Raw genomic sequence first — 15,521 nt, 5'->3', positions numbered from 1 at the left:
TCTAGTGTAGATTAAAATAATCAATGTAGGTACTCAAATCTTTATCACCGCGACCGGAAAGATTAATTACCACAATATCAGTAGGTTTAAACTGTTTTTTATCTAAAACCGAAAAGGCATGAGCCGTTTCAATCGCTGGAATGATACCTTCTGTTTGCGATACTTCCCAACCGGACTGCATGGCTTCTTTATCGGTTATCGCTATAAATTCCACTCGATTGGTTTGATGTAAATGCGAATGTAGCGGGCCAACTCCCGGATAATCCAAACCGGCAGAAATCGAGTAAGGCTCTGTAATTTGTCCGTCTGACGATTGCATTAAAAGCGTTTTACTTCCGTGAATGATGCCGATTTTTCCTAAAATGGATGTCGCCGCACTTTCTCCGGATTCAACTCCTTTTCCAGCCGCTTCCACCGCAATTAGGTTGACATTTTCATCTTCCAAAAAATGGTAAAAAGCTCCGGCAGCGTTGCTTCCGCCACCGACACATGCAATTACATAATCAGGAAATTCTGTTCCTTCTTTTTCCTCTAATTGAGCTTTGATTTCTTCAGAAATAACAGCTTGAAAACGGGCAACCATATCAGGATAGGGATGAGGTCCCACCACTGAACCAATGATGTAATAGGTGTTTTCGGGATTGTTAATCCAATCGCGAATCGCTTCATTGGTGGCATCTTTGAGGGTTTTTGAACCTGAAGTGGCGGGTCTGACTTCAGCACCCAACATTTTCATTCGAGCCACATTGGGAGCTTGCCGTTTGATATCGACTTCGCCCATATAAACCACACATTCCAAACCCATTAAGGCACAAACTGTTGCAGTCGCCACCCCGTGTTGACCTGCTCCTGTTTCAGCAATGATTCTGGTTTTGCCTAATCGTTTGGCAATCAGTATTTGACCAATGGTATTGTTGATTTTATGAGCTCCGGTGTGACATAAATCTTCTCTTTTTAAATAGATTTTGGTATTGTATTTTTTCGATAAACGTTTGGCGAAATAAAGAGGAGTAGGTCGCCCCACATAATCCACTAACAACTCCATAAATTCTTTCTTAAAACTCGGTTCTGCTGTTATTTTTAGGTAATTCAAACGAAGTTCTTCAATGTTCGGATAGAGCATTTCCGGAATGAACGCTCCGCCAAATTCGCCATAAAATCCTTTTTCATCTACTTGATAATTCATCGCAATTGATTTAATTTTTCTTGAAACTCTTTAATTTTTTGTTTGTTTTTAATGCCGGGTTCTTCTTCGAATTGACTATTGATATCAATAGCAAAACAGTTTTTTGCGGCTTTAGATTGAAGAAATTTTTCCAGGTCAGGCCATTCGTCTAAGCTTATACCGCCACTTAAAAAGAATGGAATATCTTCGTTATAATCGTTTAAAATTTCCCAATTAAACGTTATTCCGTTGCCGCCGGGAAGTTCACCTTTTGTATCAAAAATATAATAATCAATACAGTCTTTGTTGTAATTTAATTCATTGAAATTAAAATCATTACTTATAGTTATTGATTTTATTACTTTAACATTTGTTTTTCTAATTTCGTTACAAAAATCAGGTGATTCATTGCCGTGTAATTGCACAAAATTTAGGTTATGTGCAATAACTTTATCAACAATCTCATAGTAATCAGCATTAACAAAAACTCCGACTTTTAAAATATCGTCCGGAATATTTTCAATGATGTCTTCGCAAAAACGTATGGAATCTTTCCAAAAAATAAATCCCAAAAAGTCAGGTTGCAATTCACAGATGGAATTGGTATTCTTCTGATCATTCATGCCGCAAATTTTTAGTTTCATAGTTTCATGTTTTTAATAAATTCTTTCATCTCATTTTCAGGATTTTTACTTTTCATAAAATATTCCCCCATTAAAAACCCTTTAAATCCGTATTCTTTTAATTCTAAAATTGCTTCAACCGAATCAATTCCGCTTTCTGAAATTTTAATGAATTCTGATGGAATATGTTCTGCCAATTGCCTGCTGTATTCTAAATTTACATCAAATGTTTTCAAATTTCGGTTGTTTACACCAATCAAATCTAAAGTCGGCATCACTGATTTTTCGAGTTCTTGTTGGTTGTGAATTTCTAATAGAACTTCTATGTGCAATGATTGGGCTAATTCCGATAATGTTTTGATTTCATCTCGAGTTAAAACCGCTGCAATTAATAAAATTACATCGGCTCCAAACGCTTTGGCTTCAATGATTTGGTATTCATCTACCATAAAATCTTTTCGTAGAAGTGGTAAATTCATTGTAGCTCTTGCAAGGATTAAATCCTCCAATGAACCGCCAAAATACTGGCCGTCAGTAAGTACAGAAATTCCGGAAGCACCACCATTTTCATAACTTTTCACTATATCTTCTACGGAATGTGATTGGTTAATTACAGATTTGGATGGCGATCTGCGTTTGTGTTCAGCTATTATTCCTCTCGAACTATTGGATAAATGATGAACCAATGAATTCGTTTTTCGTTCAAATAAAAACGATTGTTCCAATTGTTTTATTGGAATAATCGATTTTTTTAACGCTACTTCTTTCTTTTTAGAAACGATTATTTGATCTAAAATAGTCATGAGCGACTCAAATTTTGAAGTATTTTTAATTTTTCAAGAGCTTTTCCGCTCAACAAACTTTCTTTAGCGATTTCTAAACTGTCATCAATTGCTATTTTTTTCATCATCGAAATGGCCAAAGCTGCATTCGCAAAAACCACCTCATTTTGCATCTGCGTTCCGTTTCCGGAAAGAATTCTCATGAAAATTTCCGCTGCTTCTTCAACGGTTTCACCACCTTTAATTTGATGTAAAGTGACTGATTTTGTGTTGAAATCTTCTGGTTTTAGGATTTTTTCAGATGTATTTGAAATGATCTTGACATTACCGGTTAGCGAGACTTCGTCAAAACCTTCTAGATCGTATAAAATAGAAAAATTGGTTGTCGTATTTTGATACAAATAAGCATACATCCGAGCCAATTCCAAACTAAAAACACCAACTAACTGATTTTTGGGAAATGATGGATTTACCATTGGACCAAGCATATTAAAAAAGGTTTTCACGCCTAATTCTTTTCGAATAGGTCCCACATTTTTCATGGCCGGATGAAATAACGGAGCGTGAAGGATGGCAATATTGGCTTCCTCTAAACATTTTTCCAAATATTCCTGCTGATTACTGAATTTTACACCCAAATTTTCCATCACATTACTTGATCCAGAAATAGATGAAACCCCATAATTTCCGTGCTTTGCGACTTTAATTCCCCCTCCGGCAACCACAAAAGAAGCTAAAGTTGAAATGTTGAATGTGTCCTTTCCATCGCCGCCGGTTCCGCATAAATCAATGGTTTCGTAGTTTGAAAAATCGATTGGGATGCAAAGTTCTAACAACGCTTCACGAAATCCGGTTAACTCTTCGATGGTAATGCTTCGCATCATATAAACCGTCATAAATACCGCCATTTGACTAGCATTGTATTGTCCGGAAGAAAGGTTAATCAACACATTTTTAGCTTCTTCTTTCGTCAGCGTTTTGTGATTGATTAAGTGATTGAGTATGTTTTTCATTTTAGTTTTTAATTAGTGAAAATGGATTATAAATTTAGATCAGTCATCGGAAAAAAGACAACCGACATCCGACAACAGATTAACTTTCCAACCAGTTCTCTAAAATCTTCTTACCATAAGGCGTTAAAATGCTTTCCGGATGGTATTGAACCCCTTTTACATCCAATGTTTTGTGTCGGATTGACATAATTTCGCCGTTTTCATCCACGGAAGTGATTTCTAAATCTTCCGGAAAATCATTGGGATTAATGACCCAGGAATGGTAGCGACCGACTTCAAATTCAGTCGGCAAATCGTTAAAAAGACTATCTTCTTTCTGTATTTTTACTTTAGATGAAACACCATGATAGACTTTTTCTAAGTTAATTAAGCTTCCGCCAAAAACTTCACCAATGGCTTGTTGACCCAAACAAATGCCGAGAATGCTTTTGGTTGAAGCATATTTTTTGATGACATCCAGCAACAAACCGGCTTCTTCGGGAATTCCTGGGCCGGGCGAAAGTAGAATTTTGTCGAATTTTTCTAATTCATTCAACTCAAATTCATCGTTTCTAAAAACGGTAACTTCTGCATTCAAATCCTCTAAATAGTGAACCAAATTATAGGTAAAACTATCGTAATTGTCGATAATGATAATTTTTTTCATCGAATTATATTTTTTCTGCCATTTCTAAGGCTTTGTTTAATGCGTTTAACTTGTTAAATACTTCTTGCAATTCACTTTCTTCTGAGGAATTTTCCACAATTCCGGCTCCGGCTTGGTAGTGCAAATAATGGTTTTTACTCAAAAACGTTCGAATCAAAATTGCGTGATTGAAATTACCACTAAAATCCATAAAACCAATGGCTCCACCGTAAAAACTTCGGTTCGTGTTTTCAATTTTTTCGATTAGTTGCATCGCTTTATGTTTTGGAGCTCCGGTTAAAGTTCCTGCGGGAAACGTTGAAGCCACTAAATCCATCGTTTTGGCTTCCGGTTTTAGCTTTCCAATGACTTTTGAAACCAAGTGAATAACATGTGAAAAGAACTGAATTTCTTTATATTTTGCTATTTTCACTTGATTGCAATTTCGACTTAAATCGTTTCTCGCCAAATCTACTAACATAACGTGTTCACTATTTTCTTTGACATCTTCGGCTAATTTTTTGGCTCGAATGGCATCGCTTTCATCATTTCCTGTTCTTTTGAATGTTCCGGCGATGGGATGAATTTCGGCTTCACGGTTTTTGACAATCAAATGTGCTTCGGGCGATGATCCAAAAAGTTTAAAATCACCATAATCAAAATAGAATAAATAGGGTGAAGGGTTGATATTTCTAAGAGCACGATACACATTAAATTCATCGCCTTTAAATTCTTGCGAAAATCTTCGGGATAAAACTAACTGAAAAACATCACCACGATGACAATGTTTTTTGGCTAAAGTGACGTGATCTTTGAAATCTTCATCCGTTAAATTAGAAATCGTTTCTCCCACTTTTGAAAAGGAAAAAGAGGCGAAATTTTTTACTTGAAGCAATTGCTCCATTTCATCAATATTAGAATAGTCTGAAATGCTGTGGCAAAAAAGATAGGCTTCGTTGTTAAAATGATTGATAGCGATAACGTTTTGGTAAATGGCATAATACATTTCAGGAATTTCAATGGAATCATCTTTTTTTGAAATTTCAATTTTTTCAAAATAACGAATGGCTTCGTAGCTGGTAAATCCAAATAATCCGTTATAAGCAAATTTTAAATTCGGACCATTTGTGGAAAATTTTAGCATGAAATTGGAAATTTCAGTAACAACCGAAGTTTCATTTTTTATGGCAGTGTTTTCTGTGTTTCCATCTGGAAAATGCCTTGTTATCACATTATTTTCAACCTTAAAACTCGCAATTGGATTACAACATATATAGGATAAACTATTGTCGCTGGTGTGATAATCGGAACTTTCTAATAATATACTGTTAGGAAACTTATCCCGAATTTTTAAGTAAACACTCACCGGTGTGATGGTGTCGGCTAAAACCGATTTATGCGTAGTATTTAATTTGTATTGCTTCATATTTATTGAATTAAAAAGAAAAAGGGCTTGTCGTGTTTGACAAGCCCTTTTGAATATTTGGAAAAATATAACTATAGGTAGCTAGCTCACGACGACTGACGTAAGTTGTTCCACCACCAAGCTGTATTTAAAAATGTGTTCATGTTTTATTTTGAATTACAAATGTAGGGATGTAATTGGAATATCCAAACGAATATTTTAAAATTATTGCTTTTTGTGATTTGTTTAAGCAAAAAAAATCCTGACACTTTCGCATCAGGATTTAGCAATTTTTCCCATGTGTTTTTTAGAAAAACAAAGTAACAGTCAATTCAAAATTGTCATTGATAGCTTTATCTCCTAAATTGTCAAAGAAACTTCCAGATCCATATTTTATATCATATTTTGTTCTATCTACCATGAATGAAGTTCTAACTCTTTCATCAGTAACAGCTAATTCAAAAGTAATTGGTTGTGTGATATTTTTGATAGTAAGATCAGCAGTTATGGTATAAGTACCATTTCCTTGGTCAGCAATTTTTTTAAAGTCTAGTTTTGCTGTTGAATGTTTATCAACACCAAAGAAATCATCAGCTTTTAAATGACCTTCTAACTTTTCTTTTCCTTTTCCGGCTTCTAAATCTAAAACAGTTATTGAGTTCATGTTTACCTCAAAAGAACCACCTTTTAATTTTTTTCCGTCAAATACCAAAGTTCCTGAGTTGAAATTAATGGTGCCATTGTGAGCTCCGGTTACTTTTTTACCAACCCATTCGATTTTACTTTTCTCAACGTTGATTTTTTTGTTTTGTGCAACTACTGAAGCAGTAGAAAATACAGCCACTAATACAATTGCGATAGTTTTTAAATTTTTCATTGTTTATTTAATTTTAGTTATAATTTATAATGTTGTGAATAATTCTTCTTTTGGTTTTCTTACTTTATTGTAATGTTGTGTTGCGTCTTCGTTGTGTCTGTATCCAATAGTTGCAATCAAAGAAGCATTTAAGCCCATTTCATTGAAACCTAAAAGTTCATTAACTTTTTCAGGTTCAAAACCTTCCATTGGTGTTACATCAATTTTTAATTCGGCAGCAGCATTTAATAAATTTCCTAGGGCTAAATAGGTTTGTTTTGATGTCCAATTATTTCTGTTTTCAACAGGCAATTCGTTGATTTTCATCTTCATAAAGTCTGCATAACCTTTTACACTTTCAACGGGAATACCTCTTGTATTGGCTAAATTAGCGATATAATTATCAATTTCGGCTTCTCCAAAGTTAGTAATATTTGCGAAAACTAACACTTCTGAAGCATCAACAATTTGAGATTGACCCCAAGCTAGTGGTTGAAGTTGTGCTCTAAGTTCCGGGTTTTCAATAATAAAAATTCGGTAAGGCTGTAATCCATAAGAGGATGTACTCAATTGAATTGCCTCTTTTAAGGTTTCGAAATCTTGTTGAGAAATTTTTTTGGTAGCATCAAATTTTTTGGTAGCATAACGCCATTTTTGGCTTTCTATAAAATTATTCATAGCAATTTTTGGTTATAAAGTTCTGTATTTTTCTAATAATATGTTCAAATTTTCTAATTCAGTTGAAGTCAAATTTTTTGCAAACAAATTTTCATGAGCTTCAATTTTTGGATCTAATTCTGATAAAAGTTGTAGTCCTTTTTCAGTAATAGTGATTTCCATTTTACGACGATTCACTTCGCAAACTTCTCGAATAACTAATCCTTTCAAAAGTAATTTATCAACCAATCGGGTAGTGTTGCTGGTTTTTGCAATCATGCGTTCTTGAATGACACACATGTTTGCAGGTTTTCCTTTTTGACCTCTTAAAATTCGCAAAACATTAAATTGTTCTGAAGACAAATCGGATGATTTCAAAAGTTCATTGAATTTATCTGCAATTACATTTTGTGAATACATAATATTTAACACAGTTCGTTTTTCAATCGAAAGTGCAGAATTAGATTTTATGATTTCTTCTATCTTCATTTGTAATTACAAAATTTGTAGGTACAAATGTATGATAATATTTTAATTGTATATACAAATGTCTATTAAATTTTTGTTAAAGATTTATTGTTGTGAAATTTTACTACTTATTTTTATAGAAATTTATACTTCATGATACTCAATTTTTATAAGTTTATAGTGCTGTTAGTAACATTACTACTTACAATCTTGGTTTCAGCTCAAAAGGGCGTGAGTAAACCATTACTTACTTATGAAAAAGAAGGAATCAAATTAAACTCTTATACTTATAGTGGTATTGAACATTTGTTTCATCAAAAGAATGACACTACTTATGTTGTCAATTTTTGGGCAACTTGGTGTTTGCCGTGTGTTGAAGAATTGCCTCATTTTGAAAAATTGAATCAAAAATACAAAGACGGAAAATTTAAAATGATTTTAGTGAGTTTGGATTTTCCAAAAATGGCAGAGAGTAGGGTTATTCCATTTATCAAAAGAAAGGATTTACAAGCAGAAGTAGTTTTGTTAAACGATCCTGACGCAAACAGTTGGATAGAAAAAGTCAGCAAAGATTGGTCAGGAGCCATTCCTGCTACAATTATTTATAGAAATGAAAAACGAAAGTTTTTTGAAAAAGCATTTACTGAAACGGAATTAGAAAACGAAATTAAATCCTTATTAAATTAAAAAACTATGAAAAAATTAAAACTAGCTTTAATGTTTATTGTGGCTGTTGTGGCAGCTTCGTTTACTTTGGTAACTTCTGAGAAAGGATATGAAATTGGTTCCATTGCTACAGATTTCACTTTAAAAAATATTGATAATCAAACAGTTTCTTTGCGAGACATGAAAGATGCCAAAGGTTGTATCGTGATTTTCACTTGTAATCATTGCCCGTATGCAGTAGCATATGAAGATCGAATTATAGCATTAGATAAAAAATACAAAAAATTAGGCTATCCTGTGATTGCTATAAACCCTAACAACCCTGAAAAACAAAAAGAAGACAGTTTTGAAAAAATGCAAGTTCGAGCCAAAGAAAAAGGATTTACTTTTCCTTATTTATTTGATGAAGGACAAAAAATTTATCCACAATATGGAGCTACAAAAACACCTCATGTTTATATTTTAGAAAAAACCAATAAAGGAAATGTAGTAAAATATATTGGAGCTATTGATGACAATCACGCTGACGAATCAGCTGTTAAAGAAAAATATGTTGAAAATGCAGTAAATGCTTTGCTAGACAATAAAGAAGTAAGCGTAAAAACTACAAAAGCTATTGGTTGTTCGATAAAAGTTTAGAAAACAGGTACTGAGTGGCTAAGGTTCTAAGTGACTAAGTTTTAATTTTTAAAAGTTAGTTATTCTTTATCTTTGTAGTCAGAACCTCAGAACCTTAGAACCTCAGACTCTTAGCACCTTTAAAAAAATGAATTTACAACAAGAAAAATGGTGGGTAGATGCCCAAAGCGATGATAACGCTATTATTTTGGACGTTAGAACTCCGGAAGAATTTGAGCGAGGCATTATTCCGAACGCAATAAACATTGACATTTATAAAGGTCAAGGTTTTATCTATATGTTGGAAGAATTGGATAAATCAAAATCCTATTATGTGTATTGTCATGCCGGAAGCAGGAGTGCAAAAGCCTGTGAAATAATGCAACAATTGGGATTTTCAACAACCTATAACCTTATTGGAGGGATTTCAGAATGGGAAGGACCAATTGTCAATCCAAACTAAATCATGATTTTTTAAGAATTGAATATTTTTTTTCTTAATTTTAGCAAAACAAATACCAAATTATTTACTAATTATGAAAAAAAATATTGGCAACACCGATCGATTTGTTAGAATCATGTTTGGGATTATATTGCTTATCTTATTTATGTCCGGAGCATTATCTGAAAATCCCACAATAAAATGGATTATACTAGGAGTCAGTGCTATTTTAATCATAACTTCTTTCACCACATTTTGTCCGCTTTATGCTGTTTTAGGAAAAAGCACCTGTGAGGTAAAGAAAAAGAAATAAAAGATTTAATGATTATGAAAAACCACGTATTTGCGTGGTTTTTTTATGGATTAATAACATAAAGATTCATTCCGATTTCCTAATTTAGCAATTCTATTAAAAAGCATTTTATGATCAGCGAAGCTCAATTTCAAAACGAATTAGAACTCATTATAAAAAACGGTATACGGGAAGATATTGGTGAAGGTGATCACAGTTCTTTGGCTTGTATTCCAAAAACAGCAATCGGAAAAGCAAAATTATTAGTTAAAGACAAAGGTATTATTGCAGGAGTTGAATTTGCAAAAATGATTTTTCAATATGTAGATCCGGCTTTGGATGTTGAAACATTTATTGATGACGGAACTACAGTGCAATACGGTGATGTTGTTTTTCATGTTTCGGGGAGTTCTCAATCCATTTTAAAAGCAGAGCGATTGGTTCTGAATTCCATGCAACGCATGAGTGCCATTGCCACAAAAACCAAAAAGTATGTTGACTTATTAAAAGGAACTTCTACAAAAGTTTTGGACACAAGAAAAACTACTCCGGGTTTTAGAGCGGCAGAAAAATGGGCAGTAAAAATAGGTGGAGGCGAAAATCACCGATTTGCCTTATATGATATGATTATGTTGAAAGACAATCACAATGATTTTGCGGGAGGAATTTCTGAAGCCATTCAAAAAACAAAAGACTATTTAAAAGAAAACAAACTGGATTTAAAAATAATCGTAGAGGCAAGAAACCTAGAAGAAGTAGGAGAAATTCTTGAAAGTGGAGGTGTTTATAGAATCTTGTTGGATAATTTTGATTTTGAAACGACCAAAAAAGCGGTGCAACTAATCGGAAACAAATGTTTAACTGAAAGTTCGGGAAATATTAATGAAAAAACCATTAGAAATTATGCTGAATGTGGTGTGAATTACATTTCTTCGGGAGCCTTAACACATTCAGTTTATAATATGGATTTGAGTTTAAAAGCAATCTAGTATGTCTATTGAAATTGAAGAACAACTTGATAAAATACCGATTTTAAAACACATCGTACGTTTTATTAAAAAGATAAAATTACCGTGGTTAGAAGGTTTGTCTTTTTATGATTTAATGGAATTGTATTTTTTAGGAATTATAAAAGGAGCCTTTTCCTATCGTGCTGGTGCTATTGCTTTTAGTTTTTTCATGGCTTTATTTCCGTTTGCTTTATTCATTTTAAATTTGATTCCTTTTATTCCAATTGAAGGATTTCAGGATGATTTTTTGAAATTTGTTGAAGACGGAGTGCCACCAAACACGTATGAAGCAATTAAAAATATAATTGACGACATTTTAAATAACAGTTATCAAGGATTACTTTCTTCGGGTTTTATATTGTCCATTTTTTTGATGTCAAATGGAATCAATGCCATTTTGGGCGGTTTTGAAACGTCGTATCATATCACCATTTCAAGAAGTTTTTTGCGTCAATATTTTATAGCTCTTGCCATGTCATTGCTGTTTTCATTATTGTTAATTGTCACAGTCGCAGCAATTTTAATCTCGGAAATTTTTATACAAAGTATTCAATTTCATGAAGTTGTTGAAGGAAATATTTCTTTAATTCAACTTTCACGTTATGGATTTGTTATAATTATGATTTTAATCACAACCTCATTATTATACAAATTTGGTGCAAAGGAAACATCTAATATATCTTTTATAAGTATTGGTTCAGTTTTTACTACAATTTTGATACTTTTATCATCCTATTTTTTTGGTATTTATGTGGTAAAATTTGCTAAATATAATGAACTTTATGGATCCATCGGAACCTTGTTAATTTTGATGTTTTATATCTGGATTAACTGCATGATTTTGTTACTTGGATTTGAATTGAATGCTTCTATCAATAAATTGAAGCGAAAAAATCTTTTTGATTAAGCTACAAAAAAATAGTATCAGCCCTTAAAAAAAGAATTATGCCTTACTTTGTTGAAGTCATTTTGCCATTAGCATTAAACAAAACCTTTACCTATTTAGTATCGGAAACAGAGTTTCATTTCATACAGCCCGGAATGCGAATTGCTGTTCCATTTGGCAAAAGTAAAATCTTTACAGCAATTGCACTTGAACTTCATCAAAATCCTCCAACATTATATGAGGCTAAAGAAATCCATCAAATATTAGACGAAAAACCTGTTGTAAACCAATGGCAATTGAAACATTGGCAGTGGATTGCAACGTATTATATGTGCTCGATTGGCGAAGTTTTTAGAGCGGCAATGCCGTCAACATTACTTTTAGAAAGCGAAACAATACTCTCTGCAAAACAAGAAACAGTCGTAGATGATTTATCGCTATCTGATGATGAGTTTCTTATTTTTGAAGCTCTTCAGCATCAAAGTTCTTTAAAAATTAATGATGTAATTGCAATTTTGAACAAAAAGAATGTTTTTCCAATTATTCAAAAATTAATCGATAAAAACATAGTGTTGCTTCAGGAAGAAATTCAGGAAGTATATAAACCCAAACAGGTGCGATACATTCGAATGCATGAAAATTATGCATCTAATGAAGCTTTAAGTGATTTATTAAATACCATAAAAGCTAAAAAGCAAAGTGAATTATTGTTGGGATTTTTTCAGTTGCAAGCAGTAGAAAAAAAACCAATTTCAGTAAAACAATTACTTGAATTTACTTCAGTTTCTTCAACGGTTCTGAAAGTTTTGATTGATAAAGCAATTTTTGAAGAATACCATTTGATTGAAGACAGAACAGACTTTAAAACAGATGCAATGGATTCCGAATTAATTTTAAGTGAAGCTCAACAGAAGACTTTATTAGAAATTAAATCGCAACTTATCCAAAAAGATATTTGTTTACTTCACGGCGTCACATCAAGTGGAAAAACCGAAATTTACAGCAAACTGATTCAAGAATCCTTAGAAACCGGCAAACAAATTTTATTTTTGTTACCCGAAATAGCATTAACAACTCAATTACTTTCAAGATTACGAAAGTTTTTCGGAAATAAAGTAGCCGTTTTTCATTCAAAATACAGCAACAATGAAAGGGTGGAGGTATGGAATCAAGTTTTAGAATACTCACCAAAAGCCCAAGTTGTGATTGGAGCTCGATCCGCAATGTTTTTGCCCTTTTCTAATCTGGGATTGGTGATAGTTGATGAAGAACACGAACAAAATTTCAAACAAGTAGATCCGGCACCACGTTATCATGCTCGAGATGCTGTGACTGTTTTGGCTAATTTTCATCAGGCAAAAGTGGTTTTGGGTTCTGCAACACCGAGTTTAGAAACCTATTACAACACTCAAAATAATAAGTACGGATTGGTAGAGCTATTTGAACGTTACAATAACGTGCCAATGCCGGAAATTCTTTTAGTTGATTTGAAAGACAAATATTTCCGCAAGCGAATGAATGGTCATTTTAGCGATACTTTATTGGAGGAAATTACAAGTGCACTTTCATTTGGCGAACAAGTTATACTTTTTCAGAATAGAAGAGGATATGCTCCTTTATTAGAATGTATCACTTGCGGACACGTGCCGCAATGTCCGAACTGCGATGTGAGTTTGACCTATCATAAGTTTAAAAACCAATTGCGTTGCCATTATTGTGGTCATTCTATTGCTAAACCTACCAATTGTCATCAATGTTCCAGTGTAGATTTAGTTACAAAAGGATTTGGAACTGAACAAATAGAGTTGGAGTTGGCCACATTATTTCCCAATAAAAAGATTCAACGAATGGATCAAGATACCACTCGTGGAAAATTTGGCTATGAGAAAATCATTGATAAGTTTCAAAATCGAGAAGTTGATATTTTGGTTGGAACACAAATGCTTGCCAAAGGATTGGATTTTGACAACGTGAGTTTGGTTGGTATTTTGAATGCGGACAATATGTTGTATTTTCCTGATTTTAGAGCTTTTGAACGTAGTTATCAAATGATGTCCCAGGTTTCAGGAAGAGCAGGAAGGTCAGAAAAAAAAGGTAAAGTTGTCATTCAAACCTATAATCCTAATCACAACACCATTCAACAGGTAACTCATACTGATTATAAAGGAATGTATAAAGAACAATTGTATGAAAGACAAATTTTCAAATACCCGCCTTTTTATAAATTAGTAAAAATTACTTTGCGGCATAAAGATTATGAAAAGGTAAAAGAAAGTGCTCTATGGTTATATCAGGTTTTGAACCAACACTTGCAAATGCCTGTTTTGGGCCCTGAAGAACCGGCAATCAGTAAAATTCGTAATGAATATATCAGAACAATTATGATTAAAATTCCTGAATCAGTTTCGCTACAAAACACAAAAAAAACTATCCAGAAAGTACTGAATAGTTTTGATGTTATCTCACAATATAGATCGGTAAAGCTTGTTGTAAATGTAGATGTTACTTAAGCAATAGCTAAAGCTTTTTTCAAATCATCTTTTTTATTTCTGCTTAAAGGAATCTTAGTAACTCCAATCTCAGCAAACTTGCTGTTGAAACGCTCGATTTTTTCAACATTAACAATGTAGGATTTGTGTACGCGTAAAAAACGTTCTTTGTCAAGATCTTGTTCAAAAGATTTCATTGTTGAAAGAACCAAATTACTGTCTTCATCGGTTACTACTTTAACATAGTCGCCATGAGCTTCAATCCATTTGATTTTTGAAGTGAATATTTTCAATTTTTTCAAATTACTTTTTATGAAAATAAAATCTCCTTCTTCGTCATGAACTTCATTTCGAAGACGATACAAGTCCATAGCACGTTTTACAGAGGCATCAAAACGCTCAACAGAAATAGGTTTTTGTAGGTAATCTGTTGCATCATAATCAAATGCTTTAACTGCATAATCTGCTTTGGATGTAATAAAAATAATCTGAGGTTTCATTTTAAGTCCATCAAGAAAATCAAAGCCACTAATAATTGGCATCTCAATATCGAGAAAGATTAGGTCAACAGAGTGAATCGACATACAACTCTTTGCCTCAATAGCATTAGAAAAATCCCCGACCAGATTGAGATTCTGGTGGTTATTAACTAATTTGGTAATGATCATTCTTTGGATAGAACTATCATCAACAACGACACAATTTAGTTTCATAATTCGTATTATTATAGATTTGGTGGAACAAACGTAATGCATTTCATCGATAAAAACAAGCATTTCTCCGATTTTTTTGCGTTACATCGAAAAAAACCTTGCCAATATTGCCATTTAAAATAAAAAGACTATTTTTGCACCCAATTTAACAATTTTAAATAATTTATTATGAATCATTATGAGACTGTTTTCATCTTGAATCCCGTTTTATCTGAACAACAGATAAAGGAAACAGTGAGTAAGTTTGAAGATTACCTTACTTCTAGAGGAGCAAAGATGGTATCAAAAGAGGATTGGGGCTTAAAAAAATTAGCTTATGAAATCCAACACAAAAAAAGTGGTTTTTACCATTTATTTGAATTCACAGCTCCAGGAGAAATCATTATTGGTTTCGAAACTGAGTTTAGACGTGACGAAAGAATTATGCGTTTCTTGACTGTAAGTCTTGACAAACACGCTATTTCTTGGGCAGAGAGAAGAAGAGAAAAATTAAAAGTTAAAGCGTAATTACTATGTCAACAATCGAGCAATCAGCTAAAGGAAAAAAAGAAGGAGATATCAGATATCTTACTCCTTTGAACATAGATACGAACAAAACTAAAAAGTATTGTCGTTTCAAAAAGTCTGGTATTAAATATATTGATTATAAAGATGCAGACTTTTTATTGAAATTCGTAAACGAACAAGGTAAAATTTTACCAAGACGTTTAACAGGAACTTCATTAAAATACCAAAGAAAAGTGTCAGTAGCTGTTAAAAGAGCTAGACATTTAGCTTTAATGCCATATGTGGCGGATTTATTAAAATAATA

At 32.9% G+C, this 15,521-nt stretch carries 19 protein-coding genes; 9 read left to right on the top strand and 10 right to left on the bottom strand.

All coding sequences use genetic code 11. The annotated features are described in order from the left end of the window. Position 1 precedes the first annotated feature (1 nt). The 9 genes from trpB to B3L86_RS01975 form a co-directional block, all read right to left on the bottom strand. Complete coding sequence (trpB, locus tag B3L86_RS02015) at positions 2-1,186, bottom strand: tryptophan synthase subunit beta (RefSeq protein WP_291114513.1); 1,185 nt, start codon at positions 1,184-1,186, stop codon at positions 2-4. Further along, positions 1,183-1,809 carry a phosphoribosylanthranilate isomerase gene (locus tag B3L86_RS02010; protein ID WP_291114510.1) on the bottom strand — a complete coding sequence of 209 codons (627 nt, stop codon included), beginning with the start codon at positions 1,807-1,809 and terminating at the stop codon, positions 1,183-1,185. The genes trpB and B3L86_RS02010 overlap by 4 nt, the downstream gene beginning before the upstream one ends. Next, positions 1,806-2,591 carry an indole-3-glycerol phosphate synthase TrpC gene (trpC, locus tag B3L86_RS02005; RefSeq protein ID WP_291114507.1) on the bottom strand — a complete coding sequence of 262 codons (786 nt, stop codon included), beginning with the start codon at positions 2,589-2,591 and terminating at the stop codon, positions 1,806-1,808. Before trpC ends, B3L86_RS02010 begins: the two co-directional genes overlap by 4 nt. Continuing rightward, positions 2,588-3,583 carry an anthranilate phosphoribosyltransferase gene (gene trpD, locus B3L86_RS02000; RefSeq protein WP_291114504.1) on the bottom strand — a complete coding sequence of 332 codons (996 nt, stop codon included), beginning with the start codon at positions 3,581-3,583 and terminating at the stop codon, positions 2,588-2,590. Before trpD ends, trpC begins: the two co-directional genes overlap by 4 nt. A gap of 79 nt (positions 3,584-3,662) precedes the next feature. Next, on the bottom strand, positions 3,663-4,229 hold the full coding sequence (locus tag B3L86_RS01995; RefSeq protein WP_291114502.1) for an anthranilate synthase component II: 567 nt from the start codon (positions 4,227-4,229) through the stop codon (positions 3,663-3,665). 4 nt (positions 4,230-4,233) lie between these two features. Further along, on the bottom strand, positions 4,234-5,634 hold the full coding sequence (locus tag B3L86_RS01990) for an anthranilate synthase component I family protein (RefSeq protein ID WP_291114499.1): 1,401 nt from the start codon (positions 5,632-5,634) through the stop codon (positions 4,234-4,236). Positions 5,635-5,920: 286 nt separating this feature from the next. After that, positions 5,921-6,490 carry a YceI family protein gene (locus B3L86_RS01985; RefSeq protein ID WP_291114496.1) on the bottom strand — a complete coding sequence of 190 codons (570 nt, stop codon included), beginning with the start codon at positions 6,488-6,490 and terminating at the stop codon, positions 5,921-5,923. A gap of 24 nt (positions 6,491-6,514) precedes the next feature. Continuing rightward, positions 6,515-7,147, bottom strand: a complete 633-nt coding sequence (locus tag B3L86_RS01980; protein ID WP_291114493.1) for an NAD(P)H-dependent oxidoreductase — start codon at positions 7,145-7,147, stop codon at positions 6,515-6,517. Positions 7,148-7,159: 12 nt separating this feature from the next. Then, positions 7,160-7,615: a MarR family winged helix-turn-helix transcriptional regulator gene (locus B3L86_RS01975; protein WP_188362604.1), complete on the bottom strand. Its 456-nt coding sequence runs from the start codon at positions 7,613-7,615 to the stop codon at positions 7,160-7,162. A gap of 132 nt (positions 7,616-7,747) precedes the next feature. Between B3L86_RS01975 and B3L86_RS01970 the strand changes: the two genes are divergently transcribed. The 7 genes from B3L86_RS01970 to priA all read left to right on the top strand — a co-directional run bounded on the left by B3L86_RS01970 (position 7,748) and on the right by priA (position 14,018). Continuing rightward, the gene (locus B3L86_RS01970; RefSeq protein ID WP_291114488.1) at positions 7,748-8,281 is read left to right on the top strand and encodes a TlpA disulfide reductase family protein; all 534 of its coding nucleotides are present in this window, start codon (positions 7,748-7,750) and stop codon (positions 8,279-8,281) included. Positions 8,282-8,287: 6 nt separating this feature from the next. Next, a complete protein-coding gene (locus tag B3L86_RS01965; RefSeq protein WP_291114485.1) occupies positions 8,288-8,899 on the top strand; it encodes a thioredoxin family protein in 612 nt (203 codons plus the stop codon). A gap of 127 nt (positions 8,900-9,026) precedes the next feature. Next, a complete protein-coding gene (locus tag B3L86_RS01960; protein ID WP_291114482.1) occupies positions 9,027-9,341 on the top strand; it encodes a rhodanese-like domain-containing protein in 315 nt (104 codons plus the stop codon). 73 nt (positions 9,342-9,414) lie between these two features. Beyond that, positions 9,415-9,633, top strand: a complete 219-nt coding sequence (locus tag B3L86_RS01955) for a YgaP family membrane protein (protein WP_291114479.1) — start codon at positions 9,415-9,417, stop codon at positions 9,631-9,633. Between the two features lie 110 nt (positions 9,634-9,743). Beyond that, entirely contained in the window at positions 9,744-10,601 is an 858-nt protein-coding gene (gene nadC / locus B3L86_RS01950) for a carboxylating nicotinate-nucleotide diphosphorylase (RefSeq protein WP_291114476.1), read from the top strand. 1 nt (position 10,602) lies between these two features. Then, positions 10,603-11,529: a YihY/virulence factor BrkB family protein gene (locus B3L86_RS01945; RefSeq protein ID WP_291114473.1), complete on the top strand. Its 927-nt coding sequence runs from the start codon at positions 10,603-10,605 to the stop codon at positions 11,527-11,529. 38 nt (positions 11,530-11,567) lie between these two features. Further along, a complete protein-coding gene (gene priA / locus B3L86_RS01940; protein ID WP_291114470.1) occupies positions 11,568-14,018 on the top strand; it encodes a replication restart helicase PriA in 2,451 nt (816 codons plus the stop codon). Here priA and B3L86_RS01935 read toward each other — a convergent pair. Further along, positions 14,015-14,710 (bottom strand): LytR/AlgR family response regulator transcription factor, encoded by a 696-nt coding sequence (locus B3L86_RS01935; protein ID WP_291114569.1) that lies wholly within the window; start codon positions 14,708-14,710, stop codon positions 14,015-14,017. The genes priA and B3L86_RS01935 overlap by 4 nt on opposite strands. A gap of 168 nt (positions 14,711-14,878) precedes the next feature. Here B3L86_RS01935 and rpsF point away from each other — a divergent pair, with 168 nt between their 5' ends. Both rpsF and rpsR read left to right on the top strand, forming a co-directional pair. Next, positions 14,879-15,217 carry a 30S ribosomal protein S6 gene (gene rpsF / locus B3L86_RS01930; protein WP_291114467.1) on the top strand — a complete coding sequence of 113 codons (339 nt, stop codon included), beginning with the start codon at positions 14,879-14,881 and terminating at the stop codon, positions 15,215-15,217. 5 nt (positions 15,218-15,222) lie between these two features. Continuing rightward, positions 15,223-15,519, top strand: a complete 297-nt coding sequence (gene rpsR, locus B3L86_RS01925; protein ID WP_112087383.1) for a 30S ribosomal protein S18 — start codon at positions 15,223-15,225, stop codon at positions 15,517-15,519. The last annotated feature ends 2 nt before the right edge of the window (positions 15,520-15,521 follow it).

This window comes from Flavobacterium sp. UBA6135 (assembly GCF_002428305.1).
In the GTDB taxonomy this organism is placed as follows: domain Bacteria; phylum Bacteroidota; class Bacteroidia; order Flavobacteriales; family Flavobacteriaceae; genus Flavobacterium.
Note: the sequence above shows the minus strand (reverse complement) of the source record. Positions and strands in the feature narration are given on the sequence as shown.

Bases quoted from the DNA above. Each gene is read 5' to 3' on its own strand.
- B3L86_RS01970 (WP_291114488.1), top strand. From the start codon at position 7,748: ATGATACTCAATTTTTATAAGTTTATAGTGCTGTTAGTAACATTACTA.
- trpB (WP_291114513.1), bottom strand. From the start codon at position 1,186: ATGAATTATCAAGTAGATGAAAAAGGATTTTATGGCGAATTTGGCGGA.
- B3L86_RS01935 (WP_291114569.1), bottom strand. From the start codon at position 14,710: ATGAAACTAAATTGTGTCGTTGTTGATGATAGTTCTATCCAAAGAATG.
- nadC (WP_291114476.1), top strand. From the start codon at position 9,744: ATGATCAGCGAAGCTCAATTTCAAAACGAATTAGAACTCATTATAAAA.
- B3L86_RS01995 (WP_291114502.1), bottom strand. From the start codon at position 4,229: ATGAAAAAAATTATCATTATCGACAATTACGATAGTTTTACCTATAAT.
- B3L86_RS01985 (WP_291114496.1), bottom strand. From the start codon at position 6,490: ATGAAAAATTTAAAAACTATCGCAATTGTATTAGTGGCTGTATTTTCT.
- priA (WP_291114470.1), top strand. From the start codon at position 11,568: ATGCCTTACTTTGTTGAAGTCATTTTGCCATTAGCATTAAACAAAACC.
- B3L86_RS01980 (WP_291114493.1), bottom strand. From the start codon at position 7,147: ATGAATAATTTTATAGAAAGCCAAAAATGGCGTTATGCTACCAAAAAA.
- B3L86_RS01965 (WP_291114485.1), top strand. From the start codon at position 8,288: ATGAAAAAATTAAAACTAGCTTTAATGTTTATTGTGGCTGTTGTGGCA.
- trpD (WP_291114504.1), bottom strand. From the start codon at position 3,583: ATGAAAAACATACTCAATCACTTAATCAATCACAAAACGCTGACGAAA.
- rpsR (WP_112087383.1), top strand. From the start codon at position 15,223: ATGTCAACAATCGAGCAATCAGCTAAAGGAAAAAAAGAAGGAGATATC.
- rpsF (WP_291114467.1), top strand. From the start codon at position 14,879: ATGAATCATTATGAGACTGTTTTCATCTTGAATCCCGTTTTATCTGAA.
- trpC (WP_291114507.1), bottom strand. From the start codon at position 2,591: ATGACTATTTTAGATCAAATAATCGTTTCTAAAAAGAAAGAAGTAGCG.
- B3L86_RS01960 (WP_291114482.1), top strand. From the start codon at position 9,027: ATGAATTTACAACAAGAAAAATGGTGGGTAGATGCCCAAAGCGATGAT.
- B3L86_RS01955 (WP_291114479.1), top strand. From the start codon at position 9,415: ATGAAAAAAAATATTGGCAACACCGATCGATTTGTTAGAATCATGTTT.
- B3L86_RS01990 (WP_291114499.1), bottom strand. From the start codon at position 5,634: ATGAAGCAATACAAATTAAATACTACGCATAAATCGGTTTTAGCCGAC.
- B3L86_RS01945 (WP_291114473.1), top strand. From the start codon at position 10,603: ATGTCTATTGAAATTGAAGAACAACTTGATAAAATACCGATTTTAAAA.
- B3L86_RS02010 (WP_291114510.1), bottom strand. From the start codon at position 1,809: ATGAAACTAAAAATTTGCGGCATGAATGATCAGAAGAATACCAATTCC.
- B3L86_RS01975 (WP_188362604.1), bottom strand. From the start codon at position 7,615: ATGAAGATAGAAGAAATCATAAAATCTAATTCTGCACTTTCGATTGAA.